13 protein-coding genes are annotated in these 12,860 nt (G+C 72.2%); 4 read left to right on the forward strand and 9 right to left on the reverse strand.

The features are described 5' to 3' along the window. Position 1: 1 nt before the first annotated feature. Complete coding sequence (locus tag QSK31_RS34055; RefSeq protein ID WP_285688713.1) at positions 2 to 1,306, reverse strand: glycoside hydrolase family 10 protein; 1,305 nt, start codon at positions 1,304 to 1,306, stop codon at positions 2 to 4. A gap of 573 nt (positions 1,307 to 1,879) precedes the next feature. Here QSK31_RS34055 and QSK31_RS34060 point away from each other — a divergent pair. Further along, positions 1,880 to 2,080 carry a BON domain-containing protein gene (locus QSK31_RS34060; RefSeq protein ID WP_285688767.1) on the forward strand — a complete coding sequence of 67 codons (201 nt, stop codon included), beginning with the start codon at positions 1,880 to 1,882 and terminating at the stop codon, positions 2,078 to 2,080. Between the two features lie 21 nt (positions 2,081 to 2,101). Here the strand turns inward: QSK31_RS34060 and QSK31_RS34065 are convergent, their stop codons facing one another. After that, positions 2,102 to 2,674, reverse strand: coding sequence for a TetR/AcrR family transcriptional regulator (locus tag QSK31_RS34065; protein ID WP_285688715.1), 573 nt, complete (start codon positions 2,672 to 2,674; stop codon positions 2,102 to 2,104). Positions 2,675 to 2,759: 85 nt separating this feature from the next. Here QSK31_RS34065 and QSK31_RS34070 point away from each other — a divergent pair, with 85 nt between their 5' ends. Further along, positions 2,760 to 3,638, forward strand: coding sequence for an SDR family oxidoreductase (locus QSK31_RS34070; RefSeq protein WP_285688716.1), 879 nt, complete (start codon positions 2,760 to 2,762; stop codon positions 3,636 to 3,638). Between the two features lie 101 nt (positions 3,639 to 3,739). On the opposite strand, the gene QSK31_RS34075 is transcribed toward QSK31_RS34070, so the two are convergent. From QSK31_RS34075 to QSK31_RS34095, 5 genes are all read right to left on the reverse strand, one after another. After that, positions 3,740 to 4,720, reverse strand: a complete 981-nt coding sequence (locus tag QSK31_RS34075) for an Acg family FMN-binding oxidoreductase (RefSeq protein ID WP_285688717.1) — start codon at positions 4,718 to 4,720, stop codon at positions 3,740 to 3,742. 119 nt (positions 4,721 to 4,839) lie between these two features. Next, the gene (locus QSK31_RS34080) at positions 4,840 to 7,260 is read right to left on the reverse strand and encodes a phosphoketolase family protein (protein WP_285688718.1); all 2,421 of its coding nucleotides are present in this window, start codon (positions 7,258 to 7,260) and stop codon (positions 4,840 to 4,842) included. Between the two features lie 236 nt (positions 7,261 to 7,496). Further along, positions 7,497 to 8,915: an NAD(P)(+) transhydrogenase (Re/Si-specific) subunit beta gene (locus QSK31_RS34085; protein WP_285688719.1), complete on the reverse strand. Its 1,419-nt coding sequence runs from the start codon at positions 8,913 to 8,915 to the stop codon at positions 7,497 to 7,499. After that, entirely contained in the window at positions 8,912 to 9,208 is a 297-nt protein-coding gene (locus QSK31_RS34090) for an NAD(P) transhydrogenase subunit alpha part 2 (RefSeq protein ID WP_285688720.1), read from the reverse strand. Before QSK31_RS34090 ends, QSK31_RS34085 begins: the two co-directional genes overlap by 4 nt. Further along, positions 9,205 to 10,347 (reverse strand): NAD(P) transhydrogenase subunit alpha, encoded by a 1,143-nt coding sequence (locus QSK31_RS34095; protein WP_285688721.1) that lies wholly within the window; start codon positions 10,345 to 10,347, stop codon positions 9,205 to 9,207. The genes QSK31_RS34090 and QSK31_RS34095 overlap by 4 nt, the downstream gene beginning before the upstream one ends. A 45-nt stretch (positions 10,348 to 10,392) precedes the next feature. Between QSK31_RS34095 and QSK31_RS34100 the strand changes: the two genes are divergently transcribed. Beyond that, on the forward strand, positions 10,393 to 10,542 hold the full coding sequence (locus tag QSK31_RS34100; RefSeq protein ID WP_285688722.1) for a hypothetical protein: 150 nt from the start codon (positions 10,393 to 10,395) through the stop codon (positions 10,540 to 10,542). Positions 10,543 to 10,558: 16 nt separating this feature from the next. Here QSK31_RS34100 and QSK31_RS34105 read toward each other — a convergent pair whose 3' ends face one another. Together QSK31_RS34105 and QSK31_RS34110 are read right to left on the reverse strand one after the other, a co-directional pair. Continuing rightward, positions 10,559 to 11,218 carry a response regulator gene (locus tag QSK31_RS34105; RefSeq protein ID WP_285688723.1) on the reverse strand — a complete coding sequence of 220 codons (660 nt, stop codon included), beginning with the start codon at positions 11,216 to 11,218 and terminating at the stop codon, positions 10,559 to 10,561. Next, on the reverse strand, positions 11,215 to 12,330 hold the full coding sequence (locus QSK31_RS34110; RefSeq protein WP_285688724.1) for a sensor histidine kinase: 1,116 nt from the start codon (positions 12,328 to 12,330) through the stop codon (positions 11,215 to 11,217). The genes QSK31_RS34105 and QSK31_RS34110 overlap by 4 nt, the downstream gene beginning before the upstream one ends. Before the next feature lie 189 nt (positions 12,331 to 12,519). Between QSK31_RS34110 and QSK31_RS34115 the strand changes: the two genes are divergently transcribed. Further along, positions 12,520 to 12,837: a DUF6223 family protein gene (locus QSK31_RS34115; protein WP_285688725.1), complete on the forward strand. Its 318-nt coding sequence runs from the start codon at positions 12,520 to 12,522 to the stop codon at positions 12,835 to 12,837. The last annotated feature ends 23 nt before the right edge of the window (positions 12,838 to 12,860 follow it).

The raw sequence follows: 12,860 nt of genomic DNA on the forward strand, positions 1-12,860 counted from the left end.
GTCATCGGGCCTGGCAGGCCGGTGCGGCGGTGGGCGGGGTGCCGGTGCCCTGGAAGCCGAACTCGGTGCTGCCACCGGCCGGGACCTGGCCGTTGTATCCGACGTTGGTGAAGGTGCTGCCGGAGACGGTGGCGTTCCAGGCGTTGGTGACGGCGCTGCCGGAGGGCAGTGACACGCCGACCGTCCAGCCGGTGAGGGCGGTGCCGCCGGCGGTCACCCGGATGTTCGCGGTGAAGCCGCCGTTCCAGGTGTTGGGGGTGAGCGTCGCGGTGCAGCCCGCTCCGGGTTCCGGCTCCGGGTCCGGATCGGGGTCCGGGGTGGTGCCGCCGGCGTTCAGAGCGTTCAGGACCGAGGTGTACGCGGCCTTCTTGTTGCCGGAGCCGTCGAACAGCAGGGGATTGTCGCTGCGCCAGGAGTCGGTGTCGCGGATGCCCCAGACGGTGATGCCGGTGCAGCGGGACACGGCCAGGCAGGCGCGGGTGACGGCGGCGTAGATGTTGGCCTGGTTGCCGCCCTGCTGCACGTCGAGCTCGGTGATCTGCACGTCGACGCCGAGGTCGGCGAAGCGCTGGATGTTCTGCTGGTAGGTGGAGTCGATCGAGGTGCCCAGGTGTGACTGCAGACCGACGCAGTCGATCGGCACGCCGCGGGACTTGAAGTCGCGGACCATGTTGTAGATGCCGGTCGACTTCGCGTTGATCCCGTCGGTGTTGTAGTCGTTGTAGCAGAGCTTGGCGGCGGGGTCGGCGGCCCGGGCGGCGCGGAACGCGGCCTCGATCCAGTCGTTGCCGGTGCGCTGCAGGTTGGAGTCGCGGCGACCTCCGCCGTTGCCGTCGGCGAACGCCTCGTTGACCACGTCCCAGGCGTAGATCTTGCCCTTGTAGTGGGTGGCGACCTGGGTGACGTGGTTGATCGCGGCACTGCGCAGCGTGCTGCCGGACAGCGACTGCGCCCAGCCGGGTTGCTGCTGGTGCCAGAGCAGGGCGTGGCCGCGGACCTTGGCGCCCATGGCGATGCCCTGGTTGAGGATGCGGTCACCGCCGGAGTAGTTGAAGCTGCCCCGGCTGGGTTCGGTGGCGTCCCACTTCATCTCGTTCTCGGGGGTGACCGAGTTGAACTCGCTGGTCAGGATGCGGGTGTAGGTCGAGTCGCCGAGCCTGCCGGCGGCGATCGCGGCGCCGTAGTAGCGGCCGGTCTGCGCCGCCGAGGCGCCGAGCGTGCTGGCGGCCCAGGCGTCGCCGGCGACGACGATGCCGGTCAGTGCCATGGCCGCCGCAGCCGCCGAGGCCAGTAACTTACGAGTCATGGAGTTCCTCCGAAGCAGGAAGTGGGAGCGCTCCCATCGAGAGTTACCAATGTTGCCAGAAGATTTCGGGAATCCTCAAGCGGCGATTCCTCGCGAATCGGCGCGCACTTTCTGTCTCCCGGCGGCGTCGAAGCGCACTGACCAGCGATCCGACTCGGCGTGCTCCGCGTGACCGCGTCGCGTAACAGTTTTTCAGCAGCGAATGCCGAAAGAGTCGTTCTCTTTTTCAGGATCGCGGCGGGCGGAGCACGAATGAGCTCTGCGACCGGAAAGCGGCGCTGCCGCCGGACTCGTCGACCATCGATGGACTGTGAACGACTGAGCCGCCCGGGTCGATCGGCGGCGGCAGGGCGTGTGCCGTCACGCCGAATCTCGGAATGCGTTTAGGGTTGGGCGTCGCGAAGCCCAGGGGGTCCGCATGACAACTCGGAGGTTCCCGCCCGGGTCCTGGATGGACCGGCTGGAAGCCGAACCGGGAGGGCCGAGCTGCTCTACGGCAGCCTGGACCACTCGACGCCCCGGCAGGCGCCGTGCCCGGTCCTCCTGGTCCCGCCGGGCTGGCGGAGCGGAGCTCTGAGTGTCGCCGGCGTCGAGGTCACCGTCACCGACGGCGTGGTCACCTTGTCCGGCAAGGTCGAACGGTGGTCCACCACCGAACTGGCCGACCGCGCGGCCCGGCAGACGCTCGGTGTGGTCTCGGTGGTCAACCGCCTCGACTACACCTTCGATGATCGGGCCCTCGTCGGCCCGGGAATGATCACCGGCATCGCCTGATCCGTGCTGAGGGTGAGCCGGTCAGTCCAGCGACGCGCTGGCCGCCCGTAGTTCCTCCAGGGCCGCCAGGGCGTGCGGGGCGAGCTCGTCCGTGTCGCCGCCGTCGGACCAGGCGGCGTAGCCCCGTTTGAAGGCGAGGACACCCAGCTCTCCCGCGACCGCCGCGGTCGGGCCGGGCACGCCGCGGGCGACCAGGGCGGTGGTCATCGCGGCGGCGAGGCTGACGCTCTTGAGGGCGTCTCGTTCCTGAAGCTCGGTGCTGGCGGCGATGGCCGCCTTCAGCCGCGGAGCGATCTCCCTGTTCAGCGGGCCCATCATGCTCGACGCGCGCTCGAGGCCGGCGGCGACCGCCTGGAGCGGGCCGGCCTGCGCGGGCGCCTCGGCGATGCCCTCGGTCAGCAGCCGGCTCAGTGCGTCCTGGCCGGCCACCAGCAGCTCACGCTTGTCGGGGAAGTGCCGGAAGAAGGTGCTCTTGGTGACTCCGGCGCGGTCGGCGATCTGCGCGACGGTGGTGGCGTCGTACCCCTGCTCGGTGAACAGGTCGAGGGCGGCCATGACGAGTCGGTCGCGTGCCCCTGGTTCCCATCGAGCCATGACCCCATCCTATGCGACGGGACTTTTGTCCCGTCACCCTGCTACGGTGACGGGACAAGAGTCCCATCACTGACGGGAGCATCCCATGCGCGTCTTCATCACCGGCGGCACCGGACTGATCGGGTCCGCGGTCGTCGCCGAGCTGCTCGGCCACGGCCACAGCGTCCTCGCTCTCGCACGCTCCGACGGGTCCGCGAAGGCCGCCGAGACAGCCGGCGCCGAGCCGCTGCGAGGCGGCCTCGCCGACCTCGACACCTTGCGCGCCGGCGCCGAGAAGGCCGACGGCGTGATCCACCTGGCCTTCAGCAATGACTTCAGCAGCGCCGAGGCCGTCGCCGACGCGGTCGCCGAGGAGACCGCCGCGCAGGAGGCGCTGGGCGAGGCGCTCGTCGGCACGGACCGCCCGTTCGTCACCGTTTCGGGTACGCCCTGGGTGCCCGGCCGCACGTCCACCGAGGCCGACCCGGCCTCGACCGACGGACCGGTCGGCGGTCGAGGGCGGGCCGTCAACGCCGTCCTGGGTCTGGCCGCACGCGGCGTCCGGAGCTCGGCCATCCGGCTGCCGCGCACGGTCCACAACCGGGGCGACGGCGGGTTCGCCGGCCTGCTGACCCAGATCGCCCGCCGGAGCGGCGTGTCCGGCTACCCCGGCGACGGCACTCAGCGCTGGCCGGCCGTGCACGCGCTCGACGCGGCTGTCCTCTTCCGGCTGGCTCTGGAGCAGGCGCCGGCCGGAACCGCCTGGCACGCCGTGGCCGACGAGGGCGACCAGGTGCGGGACATCGCCGCGGTCATCGGCCGGCGGCTGGGCCTGCCGGTCCGGGCGGTGCCCACCGAGACCTTCGGCCCGCTCGGCGCGATCTTCGCGACCGACCAGCCCTCGTCCAGCGTCCTCACCCGCGAGGCGCTCGGCTGGGCGCCGAAGCACCCGAGCCTTCTGGAGGATCTGGAGAACATCCGATAAGAACCGGGCCTCAGGGCTCAGCACGAGGCGGGCGGGCACCCGTGCGGCCAGCCCAGCGGCGGGAGCAGAGGCGCCCGGCCCGCCCGTCCGGGACCTCCGGCTCACTCCGCGGAGGTGATGACCTCGGCGGTCGTCCGGCGGGGCGTCGCCGGCAGCTGGTCCGGCGACTCGACGTAGCCCAGGCGCACCACCAGGTAGGGCTCCCCGATCCCGGACAGCAGCTCGCCGAGCAGGTACTTCGACCAGGCCACCTCGACCGCCTCGCTGAGCGGAGCGGTGGACAGTCCGTGGGCCGTCGCAGTGAGCAGCAGAGCGGACATCGCCTCACCGCCGCGCAGGAGATCCACGGGATCGGCGCCCATGCCGTACAGGATGGTGTACTCGGCGCCCGCGTCGTGGTCCTCGCCGGCGGCCAGCACGTCGCCGCCGTGCGGGGCGAACTCGCGCACCGGCACCCGGCGCAGCGCCGGCTCGACGGCGGTGGCCGGTGGCACCCCGTCGCCGGTCCAGGCCGGGCGGCTGGTCCAGCGGGTCAGATCCGCTCGGTACGCGGGGTCCAGATGCTCGGCGTCGGCCGCCTGCTCGACCAGGATGCCCAGCATCGGCACCTGGTCGTGGGGGACCACGTGCAGGTACGCGCCGCACGCCTCGACGACGCGGCGCAGGGCGGTCAGGGTCTCGTCGTCGACCTTGCGCTCGCCGAAGGCCCGGCGGTCGGTCCGGCGACGGCTGATCGCGTCCACCAGGGCCTGGGCCTCGAGGTCCGGCTCGGTGCGTCCTTCGATGCGTACGCGGGCCAGCACGGCGGCGTCGTCGGAGGGGAAGCGGGTGACCGTGGCGGCCCAGCCCGCCGCGGCCAGCGCGGTGAGCGCGTGGTGCAGCGCCCCGCCGCAGCTGAGCATCAGCAGGCGCCCCTCGGGGTCGATCGCCGCGACCTGGCGTTCCGGGTCGGCGGACAACTCCATGACACCGGCCTCGATCCGCCACCGCCACGGCTGGGTGTTGAAGACCGACGGCGCGCGGAGGGAGGCGCGGGCGGCACCTTCCAGAACGGTGCGCTCGTCGACGGGCAATGCGTTCACGGCGGGACCTCCCAGTCTCTCGTCCGAGTTCCACGATCCCGGCGGAAGGGCCGGATGGTCAGGGCCGAAAGACCCGAGTCGACGGGCAGCCCGGCGTCCGTGGACTCCGCGCCGCCCAGTCATGTCTGGTTGCCCAGCGACCAGTCACGCACCTCGGGCATGTCCTCCATGTGCTCGACCACGTAAGTCTCGTGGCGGGCCAGTTGGGCCTCGCACCACTTCTTGAGCTCGGTCGCGCCGCGGGGCAGCCGCTTGGCGTTGTTGATCGCGTCCATCACCAGGTGATAGCGCGACGCCCGGTTGCGCACCGTCATGTCGAACGGCGTCGTCGTGGTGCCCTCCTCGATGAAGCCGCGCACCCGGAACCGGTCGGCGTCCGGCCGGCCGTGCACCAGCTGGTGAATGGCGCCGGGGTAGCCGTGGAACGCGAAGACCACGTCGACCGTGTCGGTGAACAACTCGGTGAAGTAGGTCTCGCTCATCCCGTGCGGGTGGTCCCGGTGCCGGACCAGGCTCATCAGGTCGACCACGTTGACCACGCGGACCTTCATACCGGGCAGCCGCTCCTTGAGGATCTGCGCGGCCGCGACCGTCTCCATGGTGACCACGTCACCGGCGCAGGCCAGCACGATGTCCGGGTCGCCGGTGCCGTCGTCGGTGCCGGCCCACTCCCAGATACCCGCTCCCCGGGCGCAGTGCTCGATCGCCTCGTCCCGGCTCAGGTACTGCAGCTGTGGCTGCTTGTCGATGACGATCAGGTTGACGTACGAGCGGGACCGGAAGCAGTGGTCGGCGACCGACAGCAGGGTGTTGGCGTCCGGCGGCAGGTAGACCCGGGCGACGTCGCCGCGCTGGGTCAGCACCACCTGGATAAGTCCGGGGCCCTGGTGCGAGAAGCCGTTGTGGTCGTTGCGCCACGCGGTCGAGGTGAGCAGCACGTTGAGGCTGGGCACCTTGGCCCGCCAGGGCAGGTTCCTGGCCTCCTGGAGCCACTTGCCGTGCTGGACCGTCTGCGAGGCGCTGACCATGGCGAACGCCTCGTAGGTGGCGAACAGGCCGTGGCGCCCGGTCAGGTTGTAGCCCTCCAGCCAGCCGTGGCAGTTGTGCTCGCTGAGCACCTCCATCACGCGGCCGTCCGGCCCGACGGCCACGTCCTCCGGCGTCACGTGCTCCATGAACGCCCGGTCGGACACCTCGAACACGGCGCCCAGCCGGTTGCTGTTGGTCTCGTCGGGCGAGAACAGCCGGAACCGGTCGGGGTTGCGGGTGTAGATGTCGCGCATCAGCTCGCCGAGCTTGCGGGTCGACTCCGCCCGCACCGAGGCGGGCGCGGGCACGTCGACCGCGTAGTCGCGGAAGTCGGGCAGGTCGAGGTCCCGGGTGAGCCGGCCGCCGTTGGCGTGCGGGCTCGCGCTCATCCGGAGATCACCCTCGGGCGCGAGATCCCGCACCAGGGGTACCGGCGCGCCGGCGTCGTCGAAGAGCTCCTCCGGCCGGTACGAACGCAGCCAGCTCTCCAGGATCGCCAGGTGGGCGGGGTTCTCGCGGACGCCGGACAGCGGGACCTGATGCGACCGGAACGTGCCCGTCATCGTGACGCCGTCCACCTCGGCCGGACCGGTCCATCCCTTCGGCGACCGCAGGATGATCAAGGGCCAGCGCGGCCGGGTGCCGTCCGACGCTCCGGACCGCGCCTCCTGCTGGATCTCACGGATCTGCCGGTACGCCGCGGCCAGGGCGGCGGAGAACCGCTCGTGCATCCCGGGCAGGTCGTGCCCCTCGACCTCGATCACGTCGTACCCGTGGCCGTGGAGAAGCCCGTGCACCTCGGCGCGCTCCTTGCGCGCCAAGACCGTGGGACCGGAGATCTTCGCACCGTTGAGGTGCAGGATCGGCAGCACCGCTCCGTCGCGGGCCGCGTTGATGAAGGACAGACCCTTCCAGGAGCCCTCCAGCGGCGCGGTCTCCGCCTCGCCGTCGCCCACGACGGCGATCGCCAGCAGGTCCGGGTTGTCCATCACGGCGCCGTAGGCGTGCACGAGCACGTAGCCGAGCTCGCCGCCCTCGTGGATCGAGCCCGGAGTGGTGACCGACACGTGGCTGGGGATGCCACCGGGCGCGGAGAACTGCCGGAACAGCCGCAGCATGCCGGCCTCGTCCGAGGACACGTCCGGGTAGATCTCGCTGTAGGTGCCCTCCAGCCAGCCGGCCGCCACCAGCGCGGGGCCGCCGTGCCCCGGCCCGGCGAGATAGATCGCCTCCTGGCCGGTCATCCTGATCAGCCGCGAGACGTGCGCGTAGATCAGCGACAGGCCCGGGCTGGTACCCCAGTGGCCGAGCAGACGCGGCTTGATGTCCTCGACAGTGAGCGACCTCCGCAGCAGCGGGTTGGCGCGCAGGTAGATCTGCCCGATGGTGAGATAGTTGGCTGCGCGCCACCACGCGTCCAGCTGGGCGACCTCCGCCTCGTCGGGGTCGCAGAGGCGCCGGAGCCCCTCGTCGTCGAGCGCGGTGATGTGATCGGCCTCAGCGGTGGTCACGGCAGTTCTCCTTCGAGTGGTCCGGCTCGTGTCGATTCCCAACGTATGGCCCGCCGGTCGGCCCGCAGCAGAGGCGAATGGCAGCCCGCCTGGACCAAGGGTCCCCCCGGAGCGGGACTTTGGTCCCGATATCGTCAGGCTGCCCGCCCCGCGGCCGGCCATGCGGTCTCCGCCGTCGTGACATCGCCCGCTGACCCGAGCCGAGCCGATGGGAGCCGACCAGGCTGCCGCCCGGGTCAGGAGGCGTACTCGCGCAGGCCGGCGAGCAGGGCGCCGAGGCCCTTCTTGGCGTCCGCGAAGAGCATCGAGGTGCCGGGCAGCGTGTACAGCTCGTTGTCGATGCCGGCGTAGCCGTGCCCGAGCGACCGCTTGATCACGATGACGCTCCGTGCCTTGTCCACGTCCAGGATGGGCATCCCCGACACCGGGTTGCCGGGGCGGCGCGCGGCCGGGTTCGTCACGTCGTTGGCGCCGACCACGAGCACGATGTCCGTGCCGGGGAACTCGGGGTTGATCTCGTCGAGGTCCCTGAGTTGCTCGTACGGCGCGTCGGCCTCGGCGAGGAGGACGTTCATGTGGCCGGGCATGCGGCCGGCCACCGGATGGATGCCGTAGCTGACATCGACGCCGCGCTCCTTCAGCGCGCGGGCCAGGGCGACGACCTCGTGCTGGGCCTGCGCGGCGGCCAGGCCGTAGCCGGGGACGACGACGACCCGGTGGGCGTACGCGAGCTGCAGCGCCGCGTCCTCGGCGGAGATCTCCCGCACCGCCGCGCCGGCGGTCCCGCCGGGGATGGCGACAGCCTCGTCACCGGTGCCGTAGCCGCCGGCCAGGATCGCGCCGATCGAGCGGTTCATCGCCGTCGCCATGAGCTGGGTGAGGATCGCGCCGGCCGCGCCGACCAGGGCGCCCGCGATGATCAGGGGGCCGCTGTCCAGGATGAAGCCGGCCATCGCGACCGCGGTGCCGGTGCAGGCGTTGAGCAGCGAGATCACGACCGGCATGTCGGCGCCGCCGATGGGCAGCGTGAGAAGCACGCCGACCGCGAGCGCCGCGGCGGCGACCCCGCCCAGCACCCCGGCGCCGCCGTGATGCGTCAGGTAGAGCCCGGCGAGCCCGGCCGACACGAGGGTGAGAAGCAGGGCGATCCACCGGCCGCCGGGCACCACGAGTGGCCGGCCGGGGATCAGCCCGGCGAGCTTGCCCGAGGCGACCAGGGATCCGCTCAGGGTCACGGCGCCGATGATCAGGTCGAGCACGGTCGTGATCGTCGTCTGCGGCGGCAGCGTGGCGAGGTCCGCCGAGTGCGCCATGGCGTCGCCGAGGGCGATCAGCGCGGCCGCGCCGCCGCCGACCGCGTTGAAGAGGCTGACCAGCTGGGGCATCGCCGTCATCCGGACCCGCCGGGCCGTGATCAGGCCGGCCACACCACCGGTGGCGGCCCCCGCCGCCAGGGCGATGACGGCCCCGGCGGCGATGCGGCCGTCGTCGATCAGGACCACCACGGTGACCAGTACGGCGACGGCCATCCCGGCGGCCGACACCTGGTTGCCGCGCCGGGCGGTCCGCGGCGTGTTCATCAGGTGCAGACCCAGCACGAAGCAGGTGGCGCAGGCCAGGTAGATCAGGTGGACGGTGGTGTCGAAGCCGCTCACGACCGCACCTGCCGTCCGGTGCGGAACATGGTCAGCATGCGGTCGGTGACGACGTAGCCGCCGGTGACGTTCATCGCGGCGAAGGCCGCCGCGACGAAGACGACGACGTAACCGAGAACGGACGCCGCGGTGGCCGCCAGCAGCATCACCCCGACGAACACGATCCCGTGGATGGCGTTGGCCCCGGACATCAGCGGGGTGTGCAGGGTCGCCGGGACCTTGCTGATCACCTCGAAACCGACCAGGACGCTCAGGACGAAGACCGTGATGTCGGCCATCAGCAGCACGCTCATGAGGTGACCTCCTCGGCGAGGGCGGCCGCGACCCGCGGATGCGTGATCCGGCCCCGGTGGGTGACCACGACGGCCGTGTGGACCTCGTCCTGCGGATCGATGGCCGGGACACCGTCGCGGACCAGCGTGGCCAGCAGCGAGCAGACGTTGCGTGAGTAGGCCGTCGAGGCTGCCTCCGGCACCCGGGCGGCCAGGTCGGCGGCCCCGATGAGGGTGACGCCGCGCGGGGTCACGACGGTGCGGCCGGGTTCCGACCCGGCGACGTTGCCGCCGTGCGGGCCGGCCGCCAGGTCGACGACGACCGCGCCGGGCCGCAGCCGGTCGACGGCGTCCGATGTGACGAGCAGCGGTGGCCGGCCGCCGGGCACCTGTGCGGCGGTGATCACGATGTCGAACCCGGCGACGGCGTCGTCCAGCGCCTGCTGCTGCTGGGCGGCCTCGGCCTCGGTGAGCCGACGCGCGTACCCGCCCTCCCCGGCGGCGGCCGGCGCGTCGAGGCGCAACACGCTCGCCCCGGTCGACGCGATGTCGTCGCGGGCCGCCTCACGTACGTCGTACCCGGTCACCACCGCACCCAGCCGCCGGGCCGTGGCGATCGCCTGGAGACCGGCGATCCCGGCGCCGAGCACCAGGACCCGGGCCGGCCGGGTGGTGCCGGCCGCGGTGACCAGCATGGGCAGGAAACCGCCGTACGCGTCGGCGGCCATCAGGGCGGCCTTGTAGCCGGCGACGTTGGCCTGCGAGGTGAGCGCGTCCATGGCCTGGGCCCGGCTGAGCGTCCGGGGCAGCAGGTCGAGGCTGATCGCGGTGACCCCGGCGGCGGCCAGCCGCTCCGGCACCCGGGCGTCGGCGAGCGGCGCCAGCAGCCCGACCAGGATCTGTCCGCCGCGCAGTGCCTCGAGGTCGTCCGGTGGTCGCAGGCACAGCAGGATGTCGCTCTCGGCGTACACCTGGGCGCGGCCCGCGACCCGGGCTCCGGCTGTGGCGTACGCCTCGTCGTCGTGCCGGGCCCCCGCGCCAGCGCCCGATTCGACGAGGACGTCGAGGCCGCTCAGGTGAAGTTTGCCGGCATCCGCGGGAACCAGCGCCACGCGCCGCTCGCCGGGTGCGGTCTCGCGGATCACGCCGATGATCGCCATGAATGCTCCGTTCCTGGCCGGACCTCCACCCAGCTTGCCGCACGGGTGACCGAACAGCCACCGTCCGTGTACGCATTGGCCGGTCACGCCGTGCGGCTGCTCCTGCTCGTCATGGCCGGCGCGTTCGCCGGGCAGCGGCAGGGCCTGAGGTCCCAGTTCGAGCGGCGCGGAACCGCACTGTCCCTCGCCGGGTGAGCGGGGACCGCGCGGCTCAGAGGCTCTGAGGCGTGACCAGGCCGGACTCGTAGGCGAGGATGACCAGCTGGGCCCGGTCCCGGGCGTGCAGCTTGGTCATGGCGCGGTTGACGTGCGTCTTGGCGGTCACCCGGCTGATCACCATGCGAGCCGCGATCTCGTCGTTGGACAAGCCGTGCGCGACCAAGGTCACGGCCTCCCGCTCCCGGGTGGTCAGGTGGCCGAGCGCTGCTGCGTCGGCATGTGGGGAGCGGGCGACGTACCGGTCGATCAGCCGGCGGGTGATCGACGGCGCGAGCAGCGCGTCCCCGCGCGCGGCGACGCGGATGGCGTGCAGGAAGTCCTCCGGCAGGACGTCCTTGACGAGAAAGCCGGCCGCTCCGGCGCGCAGCGCGTCGAAGACGTACTCGTCGAGCCCGTAGTTCGTCAGGATCACGACGTGCACGTCGGCCAGGGCCGGGTCGGCCGCGATGCGCCGGGTCGCCTCGATGCCGTCGAGAACGGGCATCCGCACGTCGAGGAGGACCACGTCGGGCAGGTGCTGCCGGGCCAGGACCAGAGCCTCGGCGCCGTCGCCGGCCTCGGCCACCACCTCGATGTCGGTCTCCGAGTCGAGCAGGGCACGGAAACCACTGCGGATCAGCGGCTGGTCGTCGACGAGCAGAACCCGGATCATGCCGTACGGTCCCACGGCAGCTCGGCGTGGACGGTGAAGCCGCCCCCGGTCCGCGGTTCGGCGCGCATCCGGCCGCCCAGGGCGGCCACCCGTTCCCGCATCCCCAGCAGCCCGTTGCCCGGCCGGGGCGGGGACTGCGCGGTGGCCGTACCGTCGTCGTCGACCTGGACCACCACCGCGCCGGGCCGGCAGTCGATCCGGACCGACGCGCTCGCGGCCCCGGCGTGCCGGGCCACATTGGTCAGGGATTCCTGCACGATCCGGTAGACGGTCCGGTCCACGGCGGCCGGCACGCCGACGTCGTCGCCGTCGACCACCAGGGAGGCGGCCACGCCCGCCGACCGGGCTCGCTGGACCAGCTGCGCGATGTGGTCGATGCCGTGCGGAGGGGACGTGGCGTCGTCGCGCAGCGCATCCAGAGTGGTGCGCAGTTCCCGTGCCGCCTCGCGTGCCGCCTCCCGGATCGCCAGCACGGCCTCCGGGACCGGCTCGCCACGCTTCTGAGCCACGTGTACGGCCGCCTCGGACTGCACCTTGATCACCGAGATCTGGTGGGTGAGCGAGTCGTGCAGTTCCCGGGCGATGTGCAGCCGCTCCTCGCCGGCCCGGCGCAGCGCGCTCTCCTCACGCGTGCGTTCCGCCTCGTCGGCCCGTCGTTCGGCCTGACGCAGCGCTTCTCCCGCGGCCGCGGCGGCGATCAGCCAGGCCAGTTCGAGTACGCCCCGGGCCTGCAGTACGGCCTCGCCCACGCCGTGCCGGCCGGCCGCCAACGCGGCGACGGGCAGCGCGGCCAGCATGGTCACGCTCACGACGGCGGTGGCCATGCGATGCCCGGCCCGCATCGCTGAGTAGACCGCGACGAGATAACCGATGGCGAACACCGGGAAGCCGGCGAGCTGGCCGCCCACCGCGCACAACCCACTGACCGCCAGGACCACCACGGGCGCACGCTGTCGCGCGGCCAGCACCAGGCCACCGGCCGCGAGCAGCGCGTAGCCGAGCGGGTCGGCGCCGGTCGCCGTCCGGTCCTCGGACAGCCCGGTGGCCACCAGGATCCCCGCCACCCCGACCGCGATGGCCCAGTCCCGGAGCCTGACTCGCGCGCTGCCCATGCGGGCACCATAGCCGCGCGCCCGGTCAAGGGAATCTGCCCGGCGCAGCAGTGCCGGCTACCACGGGCGCAGCAGATCTCCCGATGCCTGCGCCGGCCGCGGCAGCGCGAAGTGTCTGTGCCGGCACGATGCCCGGGGCGGGCCGGACGAACAGGATCGATGGCACCCAGATCGACCACGGAGGAAACCATGCTCATCTCAGTCCTGCTCGCCGAGTCCACCGTCGGCGCGACCACGCTGACCGCCGATCGGGTGGTGGCGACGCTGGCGGCGCTGGTCGCGCTGGCCGGCGTGATCGCGAGCCGGAGGCGACCCTTCGTCGCTCTCATTGCGGGCGTCCTCGGCGCGGTCGCCGGGGTGCTTCTGCTGGCCACGGCCGACGGCGGGCCCGGCACCGGCAACGGCGTGGTCGGTGCGTACGCGGGAGTGGTGTTGGGGTTGATCGCGGTCGTCCTGGGCGGGACGGCGCTGATCACGGCACGTCGGCGCCCACGAGAGAATACATAAAACTGATTTGATGTATTGTCGGG

This window comes from Actinoplanes sp. NBRC 103695 (assembly GCF_030269485.1).
In the GTDB taxonomy this organism is placed as follows: Bacteria; Actinomycetota; Actinomycetes; order Mycobacteriales; family Micromonosporaceae; genus Actinoplanes.

Coding starts and splice junctions, on each gene's coding strand:
- QSK31_RS34055 (WP_285688713.1), bottom strand. CDS start 1,306: ATGACTCGTAAGTTACTGGCCTCGGCGGCTGCGGCGGCCATGGCACTG.
- QSK31_RS34065 (WP_285688715.1), bottom strand. CDS start 2,674: ATGGCTCGATGGGAACCAGGGGCACGCGACCGACTCGTCATGGCCGCC.
- QSK31_RS34070 (WP_285688716.1), top strand. CDS start 2,760: ATGCGCGTCTTCATCACCGGCGGCACCGGACTGATCGGGTCCGCGGTC.
- QSK31_RS34090 (WP_285688720.1), bottom strand. CDS start 9,208: ATGAGCGTGCTGCTGATGGCCGACATCACGGTCTTCGTCCTGAGCGTC.
- QSK31_RS34095 (WP_285688721.1), bottom strand. CDS start 10,347: ATGGCGATCATCGGCGTGATCCGCGAGACCGCACCCGGCGAGCGGCGC.
- QSK31_RS34105 (WP_285688723.1), bottom strand. CDS start 11,218: ATGATCCGGGTTCTGCTCGTCGACGACCAGCCGCTGATCCGCAGTGGT.
- QSK31_RS34110 (WP_285688724.1), bottom strand. CDS start 12,330: ATGGGCAGCGCGCGAGTCAGGCTCCGGGACTGGGCCATCGCGGTCGGG.
- QSK31_RS34115 (WP_285688725.1), top strand. CDS start 12,520: ATGCTCATCTCAGTCCTGCTCGCCGAGTCCACCGTCGGCGCGACCACG.